Here is a 19,379-nt window from a genome sequence, read left to right as displayed (position 1 = left end):
GATTGCCTCCCTCAGATCACGCCGAGGTCGCGGCCGACCTCTTCGAAGGCGGCGATCGCCCGGCGCACGTCCTGTTCGCTGTGGGCCGCCGACATCTGCGTGCGGATGCGCGCTTGGCCCTTCGGCACCACCGGGAAGGAGAAGCCGATGACATAGACGCCCTTCTTCAGCATGCGTGCCGCCATCTCCTGGGCAAGGGCTGCGTCACCGAGCATGACAGGGATGATTGGATGGCCTTCGCCGGCAAGCGTGAAGCCGAGCTTCGACATCTCGGCGCGGAAGAGTGCCGCATTGGCGTAAAGCCGCGCGCGCAGCGCATCGCCGTTGTCGATCAGGTCGAACACTTTCAGCGAGGCGGCGGCAATCACCGGCGCCAGCGTGTTGGAGAAGAGATAGGGGCGCGAGCGCTGCCTGAGCCAGTCGACCACCTCCGCCTTGCCCGAGGTGTAACCACCCGAGGCACCGCCGAGCGCCTTGCCGAGCGTGCCGGTGATGATGTCGATCCGGCCCTCGACGCCGCAATGCTCGGCCGAGCCACGGCCATGTCTGCCGACGAAGCCGACCGCATGGCTGTCATCGACCATGACCATGGCGCCATACTTGTCGGCGAGATCGCAGACCCCTTTGAGATTGGCGATGATGCCATCCATCGAGAACACGCCGTCGGTGGCGATCAGCTTGAAGCGGCTGCCCTCGGCCTTCTTCAGTTCCTCTTCCAGCGCCGCCATGTCGTTGTTGGCGTAGCGGAAGCGCTTGGCCTTCGACAGCCGCACGCCGTCGATGATCGAGGCATGGTTGAGCGCGTCGGAAATGATCGCGTCCTCTTCGCCAAGCAGCGTTTCGAACAGGCCACCATTGGCATCGAAGCACGACGAATAGAGGATCGTGTCTTCCATCCCGAGGAACGACGAGATGCGCGCTTCGAGCTGTTTGTGCTCCTCCTGCGTGCCGCAGATGAAGCGCACCGAGGCCATGCCGTAGCCGTAGCGGTCGAGCGCCTGTTTGCCGGCCTCCGCCAGCTCTTCATTGTCAGCCAAGCCGAGATAGTTGTTGGCGCAGAAGTTGAGCACCCGCTCGCCCGAGGCGACCTTGATCTCACCCGCCTGTTTCGAGGTGATCACACGCTCCGACTTGTACAATCCTGATGACTTCAGGCCCTCGAGTTCTGATCGGAGATGGGACAGGAAGCGGTCGCTCATTCAGGCACGCCCCTCGGCTCGATCGACAGCGGCAACGGGCGGAAAGCCGGTGCGGCAGAGCGCATCGAGCCCTTCGAGATCCAGCCGTTCGAGGCCCAGCTCCGGAAGGAGGTCGTTCTCGCCTTCGAAGTCCCGGCCGTACATGGCCGAAAAGATGCGGATCCCCGCCTCGTGCAGGTCTGCCGGGCATCCGGCGAGGCGCGCGAGCTGCGCCGTGACGACCAGACCGAAGGGGACATCTTCCGTCACGTAACGGCTATCGGCCGTAGCAGGGCCCGTGCCGTTGTTTCCGGCCTGGTACATTTCCTGGTTCATCTGCGAGATGGTGCTGACCGGCACATGGAACGACAGGTGGAAATGCTGGAAGATGTCACGCACCTTCAGCTGCAACCGCTCGGCAACGGCCAGCCGCTCACGGTCGAGCGTCTCCAATAGGCGACCGATGTTGGGCGTGACGTTCTGGGCCTGCACCCAGCTTTCGCCACGCTCCATGCGCGACATGTTGCCGAGCGCGATGCCGAGGTGGTTTTGCGGGTTGAGGTTCGAAAGCGCGATCGCCAGCAGGCTGCCGCGATCGACGAAATGTTCGCCGAAAAGCGCCGTGCAGACCGCGTGACCGCGCGCACTCTCCGATGCCGGAACCGTCGCCAGATCGACCTGCTTGCGAATGGTGTTGACATGCGCCAGCGCCGGACCGAGCTTCCGGCCGCTGACAATCGTCGTGCCCCAGGCAACGATCGGCAAGGTAATGCCGCGTGCGGCCAGCAGCGACGAGAGATAGAGCGCTCCGAACGAGGTGTGCGAGCTGAAGATCACCACCTGGCCGGCGGTCAGATGCGGCGCGATAGCGTCCAGCACGAAGCGATGGCCATAGGCCGGCAGCGCGATGAGGATCGCATCCGCATCGCTGACCAGATCTTCCGCGCTTTCGGCAACGGCCGGAAGGAAGGTACCTTCGATGGCGCCTTCGGCCGTCAGGCTCTCTCCCGCAGCGAGCGCCTGGGTTCCGGTGCCGGACGGCGACCAGAGCGTCGCCTTGTGTCCCTGTTTTTCAAGAAGTGCAGCGGTGCCGAAGGCAATAGAGCCAGCACCTGCGATACCTACGCGCATGTCGTTTTCCACTTTCATTGATATCGGTTAGCGGGCGCAACCGGGGCGCCCGCCGTCGAGATGTTGCGGCTAAGCCGCGTTGCGGGCGGGGATGAGCGTGGTCGCTTCAGACGACCAGCCGACCCAGATGTCGTCGCGGCTGAGGCCTTCCACCTCGCTTGGATGAACGAGCGCGTTGAGCAGATGCCCCTCGCCGATCTCAACCTTGAGCGATGTGTGGTTGCCCTTGAAAACGCGCTGGCGGATGCGCCCCCGGATCCGGTTGGCGACGCCCGGTTCCTGCGCCGAACATTGGATCGCCTCCGGCCGCAGAACGACATAGATCGCATCGCCCGCCTTGGGGGACAGCGCGCCAGCCGACGCCTTGATCGTCATGCCGTTCCACCGCACCGCCGCTTCGCCGGCTTCGGTGCCGACGACATCCGACTGCAACAGATTGGTTTCGCCGAGGAAGGTCGCCACGAAGGCGGAACCGGGCCGCTTGTAGAGGCTCGCCGGATCACCCATCTGCTCGATCCGGCCATTGTTCATGACCACGATCGTATCCGACATGGTGAGCGCCTCTTCCTGGTCGTGGGTTACGAACATGAAGGTCTTGCCCGTCTGTTCCTGGATCGCCTTGAGTTCGATCTGCATGGTCTGGCGAAGCTTGGCGTCAAGCGCCGAAAGCGGCTCGTCCAGAAGGAGAACATCCGGATCCGGTGCCAAAGCACGCATCAGGGCGACGCGCTGGCGCTGGCCGCCCGATAGCTCGGACGGAAGGCGGCCGGCAAAATCCTGCAGTTGCACGAGCTCCAGGAGTTCGGAGACGCGCCTCTGGATCTGTTTCTGGTCGACGCCCTTCAGCTCCAGGCCGAAGGCGATGTTCTTCGCGACCGACATGTGCGGGAACAGCGCATAATCCTGGAACACGATGTTGACGTTGCGCCGGTTCGGCGGAACCATTGTCACGTCGCGGCCGGAGAGCAGAATGCGGCCCTCCGTCGGCGTTTCGAACCCGCCGAGCATGCGCAGCGTCGTCGACTTGCCGCAGCCGGAGGGGCCGAGCAGGGTGACAAACTTGCCGCGCTCGATGTTGAGGTTGAGTTTATCGACGGCGACAAAACTGCCGAAGCTCTTGCGGACATTTTCGAACTGAACAACCGGTTGCATCAGCGGATCCTCGAACGACGTGTGAGATATTCTGCGTAGAGCCCGACCACGGCGGTCACGACCAGGACGAGCGTCGCCATGACGTTGATTTCCGGAGACATGCCGGACTGCACGCGGGCGAAGATCAGCATCGGCAGCGTCGGGCGATAGCCGCCGAGGAAGAAGGTGCGGACGAAGTCATCGCTCGACAGCAGCAGGCAGAAGATCATGCCGCCGAAGATGGCCGGTCCGAGGTAGGGGAGCGTGACGCGGAAGAAGGTGACGATGCTGTCGGCACCGAGATCGCGGGCGGCATCGACGAGATTGCCCGGCATCGAGCGCAGCCGCGTCAGCACCATGACCACCACGAAGGGCACGGCGTGGACGACGTGGCCGAGGATGATGGCGACCGTGCCGGTCGGCAGGTCGATGGTGGTGATGAAGATGCGCAGCGAAATCGCCGAGATCATGCCCGGCACGACGGCCGGGAGGCAGGCCACGGCGAAGGCCACGTATTGAGCGGCGCCACGCAGCGACCCGATCAGCATCGCGATCCAGACGCCGATGACCGTCGCGATGGCGGTCGTCGCCGCGGCGATCATGATGGTGTAGAGGCAGGCGTCCAGGAACTGCTTGTCCTTGATAACCTTGGCGTACCAGTCGATCGTCAGGTTGCCGAGCGGGAACGAAATGAAGCTCGCATCCTTGAAGCTGACCGCCACCATTAGCGACAGCGGCAGAAACAGATACAGGACAAACAGCCAGTAGAAGGACTTCAGAGCCAGTCCCGGCCAATCGTGAAACATGGCGCGCATCAGAATGTCCTTTGCTTCGAGCCGCCGACGACCCGCATGAACAGACCGACGGTGACGAGGGATGCGGCAAGCATGATCATCGCGAAGGCGGCACCGGCCGGCCAACGGCTGCTGGCGCCGTGGAAGAAGCTGCTGATCGTCTCGGAGAACATGCTGGTGGTCGGCCCACCGAGAAGAATGGGAGCGGCGAACACGCCCATGCAGGTGAGGAAGACCAGCGAGCATCCCGACACGATGCCATCGCGCGAAAGCGGCAGGATGATGCGACGGAAGCGCGTGAACGGCCCCGCGCCGAGATCGGCGGAGGCATCGAGCAGCGACTTCGGGATCTTCTCGATCGCCGAATAGAGCGGAAGCAGCATGTAGAGACAGACCATGTAGACCAGGCCGAAGCTGATCGAAAACGAGGTGTAGAGCATCTGGATCGGACGCTCGGTCAGGCCGATCTCGCGCAAGAGCACGTTGACGGCACCGCGATTGGCGAGCAGCATGATGACCGAGAAGATGCGGATGATTTCACCCGCCCAGAACGGCGCCAGGAGCAGGAGCAGTGCCCGCGACCTGTTACCGGTCGCAACCACCTTCGCCACGTAGTAGGCGACCGGGTAGACCACGACCAAGGTGACGGCCGTTGCGATGGAGGCATAGATGAAGCTGCGCAGCAGCGGCATCCAGTAGAGCTTTTCACTGAAGAAGAGCGCGTAGTTGTCGAACGTGAATTCGGCCTCCACGCCCGGCTGCGGCGGATAGCTGGAGAGCAGGCTGATGCGCAGCATTTCGTAGATGGGGCCGATGTGCATCATCAGCATCCAGACGACCGGCACGCCGGCCAGAAGCAGGATGCGCCCATATCGCCATTCGGCAACCGCGCCCAGGGTGTAGCGATAGAGCGGTGAGTTGATCACCCTCGCGACACCGGTCGAGTATTTCATGTGCGCGGCGCGGACGGGGATACCGCCACCTGCCGCATGTGTTCCCACGGCCATTGTTTTTATCCCAAAGCTTGTCCGCGACCCGACGGGTGTTGGCAGGACATGCGTCACCGTTCCGACCCCGCCGCCACGGCGAGGTCAGTCAGTCAGTCGTCACGACGCGATTGCTTAAGCCGCCTTCAGTTCCGCGACGGCGCGATCGATGATCTCGTTCTTCATCGAGCGATTGAGCGAGCTGAAGAAGGTGACGCGCTCGAGCTCTTCCTGCGGCAGCGTCGATGCCAGCCGCTCCCTGTCGTCGAGCAGCTTGTCGACGCCGGAGATCGTCGAGCTGAAGCCGGAGGTGCGGGTCATCGCCGCGCCGACCTCGGGATTGGCGAGGATCGCGTCGAACAGCTTGTAGGCGTTCTCGGCATTGGGCGCGTTGTTGACGATGTTCAGCGTATAGCAGAACCCGTAAGTGCCTTCCTTCGGAACGGAGAGCTTGACCGGCACGCCGTCCATGATCAGCTTGGCGGCAGGACCCGACCAGGCCTGCGCCAGGTGGATGTCCTCGTTGATGAACATCTGCTGCACTTCGCTGGCCGCATCGTAGTACTTGCGAACCATATGCTTGTGCTTGATAAGGTGGTCGCGCGCTTCGCTGGCGGCCTTCTGGGCCGCCTCAACCTTGTCGGTGTAGGTGACGAAATCGCCGTCATGGCCGAGATACTTCATGGTGATCGACATGAAATCGCCGGCCATGTAAGCGGTCAGGCCTTCGTATTTCTCGTCGAACATGATGCCCCAGCTGTCGGCTTCCGGCACGTAGTCGGTGTTGCGCACGAGGCCTTCGTAGCCGGCAAGGATCGGCAATCCCCAGAGGTTGCCCTCGTAGCGCGCCCAGGCGGCATCCTGATAGGCGGGATTGAGGTTCGACCAGTTGCGCAGCTTTGCCGTATCTAGCGCCTCCACCAGTTTCGAGCCGATGAACTGCCCGTAGCGGTGGCCCGCGACTGTCACGATATCGGTCGTCGGATTTGCGCCTTCCGCCGTCAAGAGGTTGTACTGCTTGCCCTGGTCGTCGGTCAGGCGGATGCGAACCTCGATGCCGCTATCCTTCTGGAACTGGTCGATGAAATCCTGCGGCAGGAACTTGTCGTAAGTCGTGATGTTGAGGACCGAGCCCTGCGCATGCGCCGACCGGATGATGTAAGGCGCGGCGAGCATCGTAGCACCCCCTGCCCCCAACAGCTTGAGCGCGCTCCTGCGATTGATATTCTGCCCGATAATCATTGTTCCTCCTCTCGCCTCCCAGCGTGACCCGATGGCGTCAGTGCGCCGCATGAGCGCTATCCTGATCCCGTCGCCAATCGCGCAACCGGATCGACCCGACTGCAGCCTGCCTAGAGATAAGCGCAGCAAATTTGACCCGTCTAATTGTTTTTGAGTCTGCGTCCATTCCAAAAGGTTATAGGCTAGCATTTGCGCCGGGACCGCGAATGGCGATATTTTGCAGGGGCCCCGGGCGGACGCATTGTCAACCTGCGCGCGCAAAGCTAGGCTGGAGCCAATTCGGACCTGCATGAAGTTATGAAATGAAGCGCGCACCGAACCTACGACAAATCGAGGCTCTCAAGGCCGTCATCGAATGCGGCACGGTCAGCCGCGCCGCGGAGGTCCTGCACATCTCGCAACCCGCTGTGAGCAAGCTTCTGGCGCATCTGGAAGAAGATACGGAGCTTGAACTCTTCGAGCGCATCAAGGGGCGGCTCATTCCTTCGGAGCATGGGATGCGGCTCTACAAGGAGATCGATCGCGTCTTCGCCGGCATCAAGCAGATCGAGCGCGCCGTCGACCTGATCCGGCGCGAGGAACTGGGGCAGATCTCGGTCGGCGTGATGCCGGCGCTCTCAGGCCTCTTCATCAGCCACACCAACAAGCGTTTCCTTGCCGGGCACGGCGACGCCTATATCTCGGTGGTGATCCGCAGCTCGCAGTTCATCGTCGAATGGCTGCTGTCCAAGCAGGTCGATATCGGCCTCATCAATCGCAACACGGACAACCCTTACATCGAGTGCGTGCCGCTGCGCGGTGGGGATCTCGTGTGCATCGCGCCGCGCGATCATCGCTTTGCCGCGAAACAGGAGATCGTGCCCAGCGACATCCACGGCGAACCCTATATCGGCTTTGCCGCCGACAACCGCATCCGGCAGAAGATCGAAACTACGCTCGATACCTACGGCACGCGCATGAACTACATCATGGACGCGACGCTGGCGCCTGCGGTGTGTGAAATGGTCGCCAACGGGCTCGGGATCGCCATCGTCGACCCGCTCTTCGCCTTTGGTCAGCGCGACCGGCTGACGATCAGGCCGTTCCTGCCCAGCATCCCATCGGATCTCAGCCTCTGCTGGTTGCGCGACACGCGGAACCGTCATCTGGTCGACGCCTATGTCGAGGCGACGCGCGCGACGGTCCACGACATGCGACAAGCAATGGAGACGGCCTGAGGTCGCGTGTGGCGGCCCGCGGGATTTCGCGGCTTTACAAGCCTCTATCAGAGACCGAGATTGCGGGTCCGACAGAACTGGTGATCCATGCCGACCACTCCCCTCCGTGTTGACGCATTTTCCGAAGCGCATGTTCCCGAGATGCTCGACTGGTTTTCGAGTCTGGAGGCGCTGGTCCAATGGGGCGGCCCCGGCCTCTCCTTTCCGCTGGAAGCAGCACAGCTCGAGGCGATGCTCGCCGAGACCGAAGGTGCTGAACCCGAGCGCTTGATGTTTGCGGGGATCGTCGACGGCAAGCTCGCCGGCCATGCGCAGGTGGCGCTCGACTGGGCAAACGGCGTCGGCCGCCTCGCCCGAGTTGCCATCAATCCGCGCATGCGCGGACAGGGCCTCGCCCAGCCATTCCTCCGTGAAGTGACCCGCCGCTTTTTCGCCGACCCTGCCTTCGAGCGGCTGGAACTCAACGTCTACACCTTCAACGAGGCGGCGATCCGCACCTACCGCAGCCTCGGCTTTCAGGAAGAAGGCGTTCGGCGCTCCTCCGCCAAGGTCGGGGATGCCAGGTGGGACACCGCGATCTACGGCCTGCTCAGAGGGGAATGGGCCGAGCGCGCCGCCGCTGGAGCACCGTGCGTTCAAGAGAACGCACAAAGGACGCTCTAGAACTTTGAATCTAGAGCATCTTTCCGCCTCCAGTGATTCCACTTGAGAGCGGGATGCTCTAGTCAGTAGGGCAAGCCGACATAATTCTCCGCCAGCGCCGTCTCGGCCGCCACCGAATGGGTGAGGTAGTCGAGTTCGGCTTCCTGGATGCGCTGGTCGAAATCGCCGGTATCCGGAAAGCGATGCAGCATCGTGGTCATCCACCATGAGAAGCGCACGGCCTTCCAGACGCGCGCCAGCGCCCGCGCCGAATAGGCGTCGACGCCGGCATTCGAGCGATCCTGGTAGTGTTCGAGCAGCCCCTCGAAGAGATAGTGCACATCGCTGGCGGCCAGGTTCAGGCCCTTCGCGCCCGTCGGCGGTACGATATGGGCGGCATCTCCGACCAGGAAAAGGCGGCCGAAACGCATCGGCTCGGCAACGAAGGAGCGCAGCGGCGCGATCGACTTTTCGAAGGACGGTCCGGTCACCATCGCTTCGGCATGGTGTTGCGGCAAGCGCCGGCGCAATTCGTCCCAGAAGCGTTCGTCGGACCAGTCCTCGATCTTCTCGCTCACCGCGCATTGGATGTAGTAGCGGCTGCGTGTCGTCGAACGCATCGAGCAGAGCGCGAAGCCGCGCGGATGGTTGGCATAGATCAGTTCGTGATCGACAGGCGGCACGTCGGCGAGGATACCGAGCCAACCGAAGGGATAGACCTTCTCGAAGGTCTTGAGCGCCTTTTCCGGCACGGACTTGCGGCTGACACCGTGAAAGCCGTCGCAACCGGCGATGAAGTCGCAATCGATGCGCTGGGCCGTACCCTCCTTCTCGAAGGTCACGTGGGGCTGGTGGCCATCGAAGTCATGCGGTTCGACATTGGCCGCCTCGTAGATCGTGACGGCCCCTGAATGCTCACGATGCTCCATCAGGTCGCGCGTCAGTTCCGTCTGGCCATAGACCATCACGCGTTTGCCGCCGGTCAGATGCCTGAGATCGATACGGTGGTCGCGACCGTCAAAGGCGAGCGAGAAGCCGTCATGCGGCAGCCCTTCCTTGTGCATACGGGCGCCGGCCCTGGCGCGATTCATCAGACCGACCGTGCCTTCCTCCAGCACGCCGGCGCGCACGCGGCCGAGGATGTAGTCCTTGCTGACACGATCGACGATGACGTTGTCGATGCCGGCCTCCGTCAGCAGTTGGCCGAGCAACAGACCTGACGGGCCCGACCCGATGATGACGACCTTGGTGCGCATGCTCTCCTCCGGAATTAGCGGAATTGTCTTTTGGCAAAATCTGCGCTGGGCCGGCTTCGCTCTCAATGGACAAATCCGCCATGAAATTGCACAAATCGAACATGGCTTCAGGAGGTGCGGCATGAAGAAGACGGTTCCGACCTACGAGCTCTACGGCGAAAAGTCTGGAGAACGGCCGGATTTCTGGCTGCATTGCGAGACGATCCCGTCACGAAGCAGTCTCTACCACTGGGAGATCGGCCTACACCGCCACGAGAGTTTCTTTCAGATCTTGTACATTGCCGGCGGCTCCGGCGATGCCGTCTTCGGCAGCGCAGTCAACATGATCGAACCGCCTGTCGTCATCACTGTTCCGCCGGCGCTCAGCCATGGCTTCCGCTTCTCACGTGACATCGACGGCTTCGTCTTCACCATCCTCGCTTCACATTTGAAGACGACGCCCGGCGAGCGCAGCCGCCTTGGCGCCTGGCTCGCCGCCCCGCATCTGATCCGGCTCGGCGGTGGCGAGGATGCGTCCTACATCGCCGCAACGCTTACGCGCCTCGCCAGGGAATGGGAAAGCAACCGCAGCAACCGCGCCGATCTTCTCGACGCCTATCTGACCGCTGCCCTGACGCTGACGGCACGTCTCGACGAGACGAGCGACGAGCGGGATGACCGCAACGAGAGTGAAAACGAACGGCGGGTCCAGCGCTTCCAGGCGCTTTTGCAGCAGCACCATCGCACCCATTGGCCGGCCGCCGCCTATGCCCGCGAACTCGGCCTGTCGCTCACCCATCTCAACCGGATCACGCGCGCCATCGCCGGGCTCAGCGCGCACGAAATGATTTCGCGAAAGCTCGTCGGAGAAGCTAGACGCGAACTCGTCTTCACCCGCGCCAGCATCCAGGAAATCAGCTTCCGCCTCGGCTTTGCCGATCCGGCATATTTCTCCCGTTTCTTCCTACGCCAGACGGGCATGACGCCGCGCGCCTGGCGGCTCGCCGAGCGCGACAGGCTTGGCGCTTAGCAACGCCAAGTGTCAGGGGGCTGTGGTCCAATCCTCGACGCGCAGGCCGGGCACGCGATCGAACTCCCGGCGGTTGTTGGTCACCAGGATCAAACCTTGAGAGCGTGCATGACCAGCGATCAACTGATCGTAAGGCCCTATAGGAGTTCCGCTGCGGGCGAGTTCGGCACGCAACTGTCCGGTATGGGTCGCTGCCCCCTGATCATAGTTGAGGACTTCAAGACGGGCGGAAAAGCCTTCAATAACCGAAAGGTTGCGCTCGGGCATGGCGGACCTTTCCGCGCCATAGATCAGCTCCATCAGGCTGATCGAGCTGATGCACAATTGTCCGTGATGCCTGTTAAACGCCTCGCGAACCTGTTGCGGCCGGTTCTTGACCGTGTAGATGCAAATGTTCGTGTCGAGCATGTATTTCAGCATCAGAGTGACTCGCGCTCCTGGGCCTCCGGCTGCTCTCTCTCCACCATGAAATCAGCTGTTACGGGCTCGCCATCGAACCAGCTGTCCCAGGCTTCGCCAGCGGGCGTAATGATCCGCGTTCGCCCGACCGCGACAATATCGACACGTTTGACGTCCTCCGGAAGCGCCACGGCCTTCGGCAGCCGGATCGCCTGACTGCGGTTGCTGAGAAAAACTGCGCCCTGTTCCGACATTGCCGCCTCCGGGATATACTTTGTGTATATCCAAGATGGTTTCAGTCGCAGGATATGTCAATGGGATATACGCGATCTCTCGCGGCTGTCTCCTGTTGGTCGCTTTGATCGAAGGGAGCTTGGTTATATTCGACCACGACCGGCTTCCCGCCTCTCGGCAATCCAAAAAGACTTTTGCAACGACTCAAAACGGGAGCAGAATCAAGGCGGGTCCGAGGGGGACCCGGCGGAAATACGGAGGAAGACATGGCAGTACGCGATCCGTCGCCCTCGTTGTACAACGAGGATCTGGCACCGGCCGAGGAGCGTCGTTGGGGCGCTTTCAGCATCTTCAATGTGTGGACATCCGACGTGCATAGCCTGTGGGGCTACTACCTCGCAGCAAGCCTGTTCCTGCTCTGCGGCAGCTTCATAAATTTCGTCATCGCCATCGGCATCGGATCGCTGGTGATCTTCTTCCTGATGAGCCTCGTCGGCAACGCGGGCGTGCGAACCGGCGTGCCCTTCCCCGTTCTCGCCCGCGCCTCCTTCGGCACCTTCGGTGCCAACGTACCGGCACTCGTTCGCGCCGTGGTCGCCTGCTTCTGGTATGGCGCGCAGACCGCTGCGGCATCCGGCGCCATCGTCGCCCTTCTCATTCGCAACGAAGGCATGCTGGCCTTCCACCAGAACAGCCACATGCTCGGCCATTCGACGCTCGAGGTGATCTGCTACGTCGTCGTCTGGTCGCTGCAACTGCTGATCATCCAGCGCGGCATGGAGACCGTGCGCAAGTTCCAGGATTGGGCGGGCCCGGCCGTCTGGATCATGATGCTGGTCCTTGCCGTCTACCTGATCGTCAAATCGGGCACCTTCTCCTTCGGTTCGGAAATCCCGCGCGACGTGCTCATCGAGAAAACCAAAGACGCGGGCGTTCCCTGGGAACCGGGCACTTTCCCCGCACTTGCGGCGGTCGCGGCCACCTGGATCACCTACTTCGCAGCGCTTTATCTGAATTTCTGCGACTTCTCGCGCTATGCGACCGACGTGAAGACCCTGCGCAAGGGCAATCTCTGGGGCCTGCCGATCAACCTGCTCGCCTTCTGCCTGGTCGCCGGCGTCACGACGACCGCCGCCTTCGCCGTCTATGGCGAAGTGCTGCTGCATCCGGACCAGATATCGGCGAAATTCGACAGCTGGTTCCTGGCACTGCTCGCCGCACTCACCTTTGCGGTCGCGACCCTCGGCATCAACGTCGTCGCGAACTTCGTGTCGCCGGCCTTCGACTTCGCCAACGTCTTCCCGCGGCAGATCAACTTCAAGCGCGGCGGCTACATCGCAGCGCTGATCGCCCTCATCCTCTACCCCTTCGCCCCTTGGGAAACAGGGGCTGCGCATTTCGTCAACTTCATTGGTTCGACGATGGGGCCGATCTTCGGGGTGATGATGGTCGATTATTACCTCATCCGCCGCGGCCAGTTGAACGTCGAGGCGCTCTATCACGAGGATGGCGAGTTCCGCTTCCAGGGCGGCTGGCACGGCAGCGCCTTCATCGCCTTTGCCATCGGCGCGCTGTTCTCCTCGATCCTGCCGACCTTCACCACCATCCTGCCGGCCTGGTGGGGCATCTATGGCTGGTTCTTCGGTGTCGCCATCGGCGGAGCGATCTACTACGTCTTGAGGATCAGCGCCCGCAAGCCGGCCTTTGCGGCCTGACCGCTTAGCAATGCGCCCGGGCGACGTGCACCGGGCGCATTGCCGCTCATGTGGCAATGTGAGCGTTGAAATAGACGGCGCCTGCCTGATCGCGCGGGCGCTCGAATGCGCCGCTGACCGAAAACGTCGTTTCGATCAGGCCACTGCCGGCGAGCGCGTCGGCCGTGCCGCAAAACAGGGTCCGCCCCTTCGCCAGCAGCACGATCCGGTCGGCGATCGCCATGGCCTGGTTGAGGTCGTGGATGGCGACGATGACCGTTACCTGCCGCTCGCGGCGCAGGCGGCAAAGCAATTCCAGCACCTCCACCTGATGGCCGATGTCGAGAAATGAGGTCGGCTCGTCGAGCAGTAGGATCTCCGCCTCCTGCGCCAGCGCTGCCGCGATCCAGGCCCGCTGGCGCTCTCCACCCGACAGAGCCCTCAGATCCCGGTGCGCGATATCGCGTAGATCGGCACTCTCGAGCGCCCAATCGACCGCCTGGCGATCGGCAGTGGAAAAGCCGCCGAAGGCGCCGATATGGGCAAAACGCCCATGCCGGACCAGTTGCTCGACGGTCATGCCCTCGGGCGAGAGCGGTGCCTGGGGCAGGAAGGAGAGCCGGCGCGCCAGCTGGCGACGCTTCCAAGAGCGCACCGACCGACCGTCGAGCGTGACGTCGCCGGCCTCCGGCACCGTCAATCCCGCAAGCGCATGGAGTGCGGTGCTTTTGCCCGAGCCATTCGGGCCGATCAGCGCAACGATTTCGCCGCGGCCGAGCTCCAGGGCGAAGGTCGCGAGTGCGCAATGCCCGGCATAGCGAATGGTGACGCCGGCGGCTTTGAGATGCATCACGGCCTCATCGATAGCGGCGAAGAAGAACGAGCAGGAACGGCGCGCCGGCAAAGGCTGTGACGACGCCGATTGGAATTTCCTCGGCGCCGCCGGCAAGCCGTCCGACGAGATCAGCCCCCACGACCAGCGTCGCGCCGATGAGCGCCGTCAGCGGCAGGACCGCCGAAAAATGGCGGCCGGCCAGGAACCTTGCGAGATGCGGCACCACGAGCCCGATGAAAATCAGCGGACCGACGACGCCGACGGCACTGGCGGCCAGGACGCAGGCAACGGCAAGAACCAGCGTGAAATGCAGGCGATAATTCAGCCCGAAGGAGCGTGAGACGTCCTCCTCGAAACGCAAGAGCGCCAGCGAACGGTGGAGGAACGGAAGCACGGCGACAGCAGCGATCGTGAACGGCAGCAGAAAGACCACGTGCTCCCAGCCGCGAGCATAAAGGCTGCCGGACAGCCATTGCATGACGATCTCGAACCGGGCGCTGCCCCAGCCGACGATGATGCCCATGGCAAGCGCGTGAAGGAAGGCGCCGATCGCGATGCCGCACAGCGTCACGCGCAGAGCGCTCAATCCCTTACGCACGGCAAGGCCGTAGATCAGCGCCCCGGCCGCAAGCCCGCCGATGGCGCCGGCAAGCGGCAGCCAGGCAACCGGCAAAGCGTAGAGCGTGTTGGCATCGGAAGCGACGCCATAGACCGCGACGAAGAGGAAGAGGGTCACCGCCAGCGTTGCCCCTTGGGAAATCCCCATGATGGTCGGGTCGGCCAGCGGGTTGCGCGTGACCGTCTGCAGCAGCGAGCCGGCGACGGCAAAATGCATGCCGGCGAGAATGCCGGTCAGGATGCGCGGGATCCGGATGGTCTCGATGATCAGTCGCGCATTGTCCGATCCGCGGCCGAGAAGAACGGCGATCACATCCGACAGCGGCAGGTCGGCGACGCCAAGCAGGATCGCCGCCAGCAAGAGGCCCGGGAACAGCGCGACCAGCAGCAAGGTGTGCCGAAGCGCCGGTGCTTCCGTCGTGGTCCTCGTCATCACCGCCCGCCTCCAGCACCTGGCCGCGGCCCGCGTTGCGTCAGGTAGATGAATACCGGGCCGCCGATCAGCGCGGTGAAGATGCTCACCGGAATTTCCCGGGGTGCGGCGACCGAGCGGGCGAGCGCGTCCGCCGTCATCAACAGGCATCCGCCAAGGGCGATGTTGAGGAGAAGCGCCCAGAGCGCCGAGCCTGGTCGCAACAGCCGGACGAGATGCGGAGCGGCCAGACCGACGAAGGCGACGGGCCCTGCGACCGGCGTCACGCCGGCAACGAGGCAGATGGCAGCGACAAGCAGCAGGAGCTTCCACAGGGCGGGATTGGCGCCCATGCCGGCGGCGGCTTCGTCACCCAGCGACAGGAGCGCGATGATGCGGTGGCAGGAAAGTGCAATGCCGAGCCCGACGGCGATCCATGGCAGCATGTAGCCGACCTGCGCCCAGGATCTCCCTTGAAAGCCGCCGGAAAGCCAGAACAGCACCGAGGGCGATTGTGGTCCGCCCCGCACGAGCAGGTAGGTGGTGACCGCGTTCAAGAACAGGGCAACCGTAATCCCGCCAAGCGCCAGATGCAGCGGCGAGGCCCGGCCACCCCGTGCGGCCCACAGCGTCAGCGCAGCGGCCTCCAAGCCGCCGACCATGCCGATGGCCGGATAGAGCGTGGAGGAAACGGCCGGGAAAAGGACGAAGGTCGCGACGATGAAGGCGACGGCGCCGGCGGTGACGCCGGTGAGGTCGGGTGCGGCCAGCGGATTGCGCGTGATCGATTGCAGCAGGTAGCCCGAGACGGCGAGCGCCGCGCCCGCGAGATAGGCGGCGATGCTTCTCGGCATGCGCAGCGTCCAGACGATGATCGAGTCGGTGCCGCCTGCCGGCGACGACAACGCCGTCAGCGCCTGGGAAAGCGTCATCGGCTTTGCGCCGAAGATCAGCGCCGCCACGCTGACGATCAGCGCCGCCGCGAGCAACATTGCAAACCACATCGGCGCACGCGCCTGTTCGCTCATGCCCGTTGCTCCGAAACGGACCCTGTTGCGGCCATATCGGTCGTTGCCCGATGGAAGGCCCAGAAAAGGCCACTCGCGGCGGCAGCAAACCCGAGGGCCATGCCGAGCCAGACGCCGGTGGCGCCGGGAGCGAGTTGGAAACCGATGATCCAGGCGGCTGGAGCGCCGATCAACCAATAGCTTGCAAGCGTGATCCAGAAGCCGCTCGCGGCGCGGCCGACGCCGCGAAGCGCGCCGATACCGATGTTCTGCGCGAAATCGGGCAATTGGGCGAGCGCCGCAACGGACAGCAGCGCGGAAGCAGCCAGGTAGGTTGAGCCCTCAGCGCCCGCCGGCGACAAGGAAAACAGAGCCAGGATCGGCGCAGGCAACAGCAGGAATGCCAACGAGAAGATGGAGGCAACCGAGATGCCGAGCAGAAGCCCCATTCTGCCGACCCGCCGGGCGCGTTCGCTGTCGCCGGCCGCAAAGGCTTCGCTGACCCCGACCGAAGTCGCGTGCGAGAGGCCGACCGACAGCATGAAGACGACATAGACGACCTGGTTGACCGCCGCCTGCGCGGCGAGCGCGGCGGCACCCCAGGCGCCGACCATGAGGGTAACGAGCGCCGTGAATCCTGCCTCGGATGCGTAGGATCCGGCCGTCGGGATGCCAATCGCAAGCAGCCGCCGAATAGCTGCGACGAGCTCCCCTATCGACATGAGGCGCGAGAACGACAGCCGCCGGTGCGTGATCCAGGCAATGGCGGCGAACTGCGAGAGGTAGGCGAGCGTGCTTGCGGCTGCGACGCCCGGAACGCCGAGCTTCGGCAGGCCGAAGGCACCAAACAGCAGGCCATAGTCGAGCAGGGCATTGACCAGAATGGTCGCAAGCGTGATCGCCAGCAGGACATTCGCCTGACGCCGGCCGACGACGACCCCACGATAGGCGTAGAAGCAGAAGAGCGGGATGATACCGGGCGCCAGGAACAACAGGTATTCCCGCGCAAGCTCGACGACGCCGGCATCCTGTCCGAGCCAGCGCAGGCCGCTGCCGCCGATCATCATCAACGCAGCCGAAATCAGCCCGGCAACGACGGCAATGCTCAGTGCACCCAGCAAATGGGACAGCGCAACCTCTTCGCCTGATGCCTCGGCCACCAGATTGGAGGTGCCGACGATCAGGCCGAATCCGATGGTGCGTAGCAGGTTGAACACGGCGAGCCCGAGTGCGGCAGCCGCCAGCGCCTCGGCGCCAACCCAGCCGAGCATCAGCAGGTCGGTGGTCGAGATCGCGACCTGTGCAAGCTGTATCAGCGCCAGCGGCGTTGCCAGCTGGACGATGCGGCGCGCTTCGGAAACTGTAAGGCGGATACGAGGCATGAGAATTTACCGGCCCCGCAAACGCAAGGGCCGGTTCACCTGTTACTGGATGGAGGCGGGGATGAACTTGCGGGCTTCCACCTTCACGTCGATGGCTGGAAAGGCATCGGGGTAAAGCAGATGCGCTGCCTCGCGCAACACCATCTGGCGGGCGATCGGCCCGTGCGCCTCGACCCAATGGTCGCCGACATAATGCACGCGTCCGTTCTTCACCGCCGAGAGCTGCTGCCAGATCGGATTGTTTTCCTGCGGGCGATCCGGGCCGTAGTCGTAGACGAAGATGACCTCCGGATCCTTCTCCAGCAGGGTTTCGAGGCTCATTTCCATGCCCCAGTTCCCCGGAACGGACGGCGTCGGGTTCTGACCGGCGATGTTGTCGCCGCCAAGCGCCACCAGGATGGCCGCGGTCATGTTTTCCGATCGGAAGACCCAGGGAATGTCACCGCCCCACATGACGACGAAGCGCGGATGTTTGTCCTTCGGCGCCTTCGCTGCAAAGGCATCGAGGTCGCTCTTGAAGGCAGCGTTGATCTCCTGCCCGCGTTTCGGCTGGCCAAGGATCGTCGACAGTTGCGCGATGGTGCGGTCGCTGTCGGCATAGAGTTCGAGGTCGTAGGCGAGATAGGGCGCGACCTTCTCGTACTGGGCGGCATTGCCTTCGGTGTAGCGGCGGATCGCGACCGTGAGATCCGGCTTTGCCTCCGCGAGCAGCTCGATGTTCGGAGTGGCACGCTGGCCGATCTGCTTGACGCCATCGAGATAGCCGCCGAGGAAATCGGGATGGCGGCCTTCCACCATGTAGGTTGTGGCAACCGGCTTCAGGCCGAGGGCAAGCGCGACATCCGCGGCGAAATAGGAAACGGAGGCGACCCGCTGTGCCTTCGCCGGAATGGTGACCGCCACACCGCGATCGTCGATCACGTTGAAGGTGACGGCGTCTTCGGCGGCGGCATCGGCCGCCTGGCCGAGAGCGCAGCCGGCAAGAACGACGGCGCCGATCAGCCGCGTGCATGCGGCTGCAAAAAGCGGGCTGGGCATGGGGGCTCCTCTTGCCATTGCGGTGTCAACGTTGCGGGAGGACGAAAGCCGGCGGGCGGCCGCGTCGCCGCATGGCTCGCCGCTTGCGGCAGGCACATGCCGATAACCGCGGGCGGTTTCGTCACGCCGCTGCGAGGCGCCGAACCTCAGACCAAGAAAACGCGCGATCGCCATCAACAAACCTCCCGACATCAGGCTTCCTGCCTTCCAATATGGAGGATTGTTGATATTTATGGTCAAGTTATTTGCAAGCGAAAGGTTCTCACGCCGGCATGAAAAAATCGCAAGCCAAACGGTTCAAGCTTCCGCCACTCAGCGTACTGCCGGCTTTCTCGGCTGCGGCGCGCACGGGCAGCCTGACGCTCGCGGCCGCCGAGATGCACCTGACGCCGGGCGCGGTGAGCCGCCAGATCAAGGCGCTGGAAGACGCGCTGGGCACGCCGCTGTTTCACCGCAGCCACAACGCGATTGCGCTGACGGCCACCGGGCGCCAGTTCCTCACCCACGTGAACGGTGCGCTCGCCACGCTTGAAACGGGCGCACGCGCGGTCAGCCCCGAACGCTCGCGCCTGGTGATCCAGGCGCCGATCACCATCGCACGCCGCTGGCTGATCCCCCGGATCGGCTCCTATCGGCAGGCGCATCCGAGCGAGGATCTCGTCATCCAGTCCCTGGCGCTGGGTGCTGCCGAACCGGCGGACATCACCATCACCTATCGCCGCTGCGGCGACAGCGACGATCATGCGCTGGCCTTTCTGGTGGACCGCACGCTCGCGGTGTGCTCGCCGCAGTTTTTTGCGCGATCCGAACGCGAGTTCGACGCCCGCGACGTGCTCGGCCTGCCGATCCTTCTCGACACCGCCGACGCCTGGTCCTGGCGGCGGTGGTGCGATGCGGCCGCGATCCCTTTCGAGCCGAAGGGCGGCAGCATCGGCTTCGACACGGACGAGGCTGCCATCGACGCCTGCATTTCCGGCCTCGGCATAGCGCAGGTCAGCCCGGCCTTCATCGAGAAGGAGCTCAGAAGCGGCCAGCTGATCGCACTTTGCCCGTCGATCTCACCGATCGTCGGGGCGTACGAGATCGCAAGGCGCGCACCATCGGGCACACCGGACAGCTTTTCCACGTGGCTTTCGCAATGGGGCCACGCGGAACTCTAGCCGGGGATGCCGCT

General features: G+C 63.6%; 19 protein-coding genes. 5 read left to right on the top strand and 14 right to left on the bottom strand.

Annotated elements, in window-relative coordinates:
• Nucleotides 1–11: 11 nt before the first annotated feature.
• The 6 genes from ACIQUG_RS26185 to ACIQUG_RS26160 all read right to left on the bottom strand — a co-directional run bounded on the left by ACIQUG_RS26185 (nt 12) and on the right by ACIQUG_RS26160 (nt 6,462).
• Nucleotides 12–1,199, bottom strand: coding sequence for a glycine C-acetyltransferase (locus tag ACIQUG_RS26185; protein ID WP_402325068.1), 1,188 nt, complete (start codon nt 1,197–1,199; stop codon nt 12–14).
• Nucleotides 1,200–2,309: an NAD/NADP octopine/nopaline dehydrogenase family protein gene (locus ACIQUG_RS26180; RefSeq protein ID WP_402325067.1), complete on the bottom strand. Its 1,110-nt coding sequence runs from the start codon at nt 2,307–2,309 to the stop codon at nt 1,200–1,202. It abuts the gene before it with no gap.
• A gap of 69 nt (nt 2,310–2,378) precedes the next feature.
• Nucleotides 2,379–3,461, bottom strand: coding sequence for an ABC transporter ATP-binding protein (locus tag ACIQUG_RS26175; protein ID WP_402325066.1), 1,083 nt, complete (start codon nt 3,459–3,461; stop codon nt 2,379–2,381).
• Nucleotides 3,461–4,255, bottom strand: coding sequence for an ABC transporter permease (locus tag ACIQUG_RS26170; protein WP_127889868.1), 795 nt, complete (start codon nt 4,253–4,255; stop codon nt 3,461–3,463). The genes ACIQUG_RS26175 and ACIQUG_RS26170 overlap by 1 nt, the downstream gene beginning before the upstream one ends.
• The gene (locus ACIQUG_RS26165) at nt 4,255–5,241 is read right to left on the bottom strand and encodes an ABC transporter permease (RefSeq protein WP_156133980.1); all 987 of its coding nucleotides are present in this window, start codon (nt 5,239–5,241) and stop codon (nt 4,255–4,257) included. The genes ACIQUG_RS26170 and ACIQUG_RS26165 overlap by 1 nt, the downstream gene beginning before the upstream one ends.
• Nucleotides 5,242–5,355: 114 nt before the next feature.
• Complete coding sequence (locus ACIQUG_RS26160) at nt 5,356–6,462, bottom strand: extracellular solute-binding protein (protein WP_402325065.1); 1,107 nt, start codon at nt 6,460–6,462, stop codon at nt 5,356–5,358.
• A 302-nt stretch (nt 6,463–6,764) separates the two neighbouring features.
• Between ACIQUG_RS26160 and ACIQUG_RS26155 the strand changes: the two genes are divergently transcribed.
• A complete protein-coding gene (locus tag ACIQUG_RS26155; RefSeq protein WP_402325064.1) occupies nt 6,765–7,679 on the top strand; it encodes a LysR substrate-binding domain-containing protein in 915 nt (304 codons plus the stop codon).
• 87 nt (nt 7,680–7,766) lie between these two features.
• Nucleotides 7,767–8,342 carry a GNAT family N-acetyltransferase gene (locus tag ACIQUG_RS26150; RefSeq protein ID WP_402325063.1) on the top strand — a complete coding sequence of 192 codons (576 nt, stop codon included), beginning with the start codon at nt 7,767–7,769 and terminating at the stop codon, nt 8,340–8,342.
• Nucleotides 8,343–8,404: 62 nt separating this feature from the next.
• Here ACIQUG_RS26150 and pobA read toward each other — a convergent pair whose 3' ends face one another.
• Nucleotides 8,405–9,577, bottom strand: coding sequence for a 4-hydroxybenzoate 3-monooxygenase (gene pobA / locus ACIQUG_RS26145; protein WP_402325061.1), 1,173 nt, complete (start codon nt 9,575–9,577; stop codon nt 8,405–8,407).
• A 121-nt stretch (nt 9,578–9,698) separates the two neighbouring features.
• Here pobA and ACIQUG_RS26140 point away from each other — a divergent pair, with 121 nt between their 5' ends.
• Nucleotides 9,699–10,586 (top strand): helix-turn-helix domain-containing protein, encoded by an 888-nt coding sequence (locus ACIQUG_RS26140; RefSeq protein WP_402325059.1) that lies wholly within the window; start codon nt 9,699–9,701, stop codon nt 10,584–10,586.
• 12 nt (nt 10,587–10,598) lie between these two features.
• Here the strand turns inward: ACIQUG_RS26140 and vapC are convergent, their stop codons facing one another.
• Nucleotides 10,599–11,006 carry a tRNA(fMet)-specific endonuclease VapC gene (vapC, locus tag ACIQUG_RS26135; RefSeq protein ID WP_043626407.1) on the bottom strand — a complete coding sequence of 136 codons (408 nt, stop codon included), beginning with the start codon at nt 11,004–11,006 and terminating at the stop codon, nt 10,599–10,601.
• Nucleotides 11,006–11,239 (bottom strand): type II toxin-antitoxin system VapB family antitoxin, encoded by a 234-nt coding sequence (gene vapB / locus ACIQUG_RS26130; protein ID WP_402325057.1) that lies wholly within the window; start codon nt 11,237–11,239, stop codon nt 11,006–11,008. Before vapB ends, vapC begins: the two co-directional genes overlap by 1 nt.
• Nucleotides 11,240–11,485: 246 nt before the next feature.
• Between vapB and ACIQUG_RS26125 the strand changes: the two genes are divergently transcribed.
• On the top strand, nt 11,486–12,934 hold the full coding sequence (locus ACIQUG_RS26125; RefSeq protein WP_402325056.1) for an NCS1 family nucleobase:cation symporter-1: 1,449 nt from the start codon (nt 11,486–11,488) through the stop codon (nt 12,932–12,934).
• Between the two features lie 46 nt (nt 12,935–12,980).
• Here ACIQUG_RS26125 and ACIQUG_RS26120 read toward each other — a convergent pair whose 3' ends face one another.
• The 5 genes from ACIQUG_RS26120 to ACIQUG_RS26100 are packed head-to-tail and all read right to left on the bottom strand — an operon-like array spanning nt 12,981 to nt 18,205.
• A complete protein-coding gene (locus ACIQUG_RS26120) occupies nt 12,981–13,763 on the bottom strand; it encodes an ABC transporter ATP-binding protein (RefSeq protein ID WP_402325055.1) in 783 nt (260 codons plus the stop codon).
• Nucleotides 13,764–13,770: 7 nt separating this feature from the next.
• On the bottom strand, nt 13,771–14,799 hold the full coding sequence (locus tag ACIQUG_RS26115) for a FecCD family ABC transporter permease (RefSeq protein WP_402325054.1): 1,029 nt from the start codon (nt 14,797–14,799) through the stop codon (nt 13,771–13,773).
• Entirely contained in the window at nt 14,799–15,806 is a 1,008-nt protein-coding gene (locus ACIQUG_RS26110) for a FecCD family ABC transporter permease (RefSeq protein WP_402325053.1), read from the bottom strand. Before ACIQUG_RS26110 ends, ACIQUG_RS26115 begins: the two co-directional genes overlap by 1 nt.
• Nucleotides 15,803–17,167: an MATE family efflux transporter gene (locus ACIQUG_RS26105; protein ID WP_402325052.1), complete on the bottom strand. Its 1,365-nt coding sequence runs from the start codon at nt 17,165–17,167 to the stop codon at nt 15,803–15,805. The genes ACIQUG_RS26110 and ACIQUG_RS26105 overlap by 4 nt, the downstream gene beginning before the upstream one ends.
• A gap of 42 nt (nt 17,168–17,209) precedes the next feature.
• Entirely contained in the window at nt 17,210–18,205 is a 996-nt protein-coding gene (locus ACIQUG_RS26100) for an ABC transporter substrate-binding protein (RefSeq protein WP_402325051.1), read from the bottom strand.
• A gap of 272 nt (nt 18,206–18,477) precedes the next feature.
• Here ACIQUG_RS26100 and ACIQUG_RS26095 point away from each other — a divergent pair, with 272 nt between their 5' ends.
• Nucleotides 18,478–19,365, top strand: a complete 888-nt coding sequence (locus ACIQUG_RS26095; RefSeq protein ID WP_402325050.1) for a LysR substrate-binding domain-containing protein — start codon at nt 18,478–18,480, stop codon at nt 19,363–19,365.
• The last annotated feature ends 14 nt before the right edge of the window (nt 19,366–19,379 follow it).

The sequence above is a fragment of the Ensifer sp. NPDC090286 genome (assembly GCF_044769565.1).
In the GTDB taxonomy this organism is placed as follows: Bacteria; Pseudomonadota; Alphaproteobacteria; order Rhizobiales; family Rhizobiaceae; genus Ensifer.
This window is presented reverse-complemented; position numbering and strand designations above follow the sequence as displayed.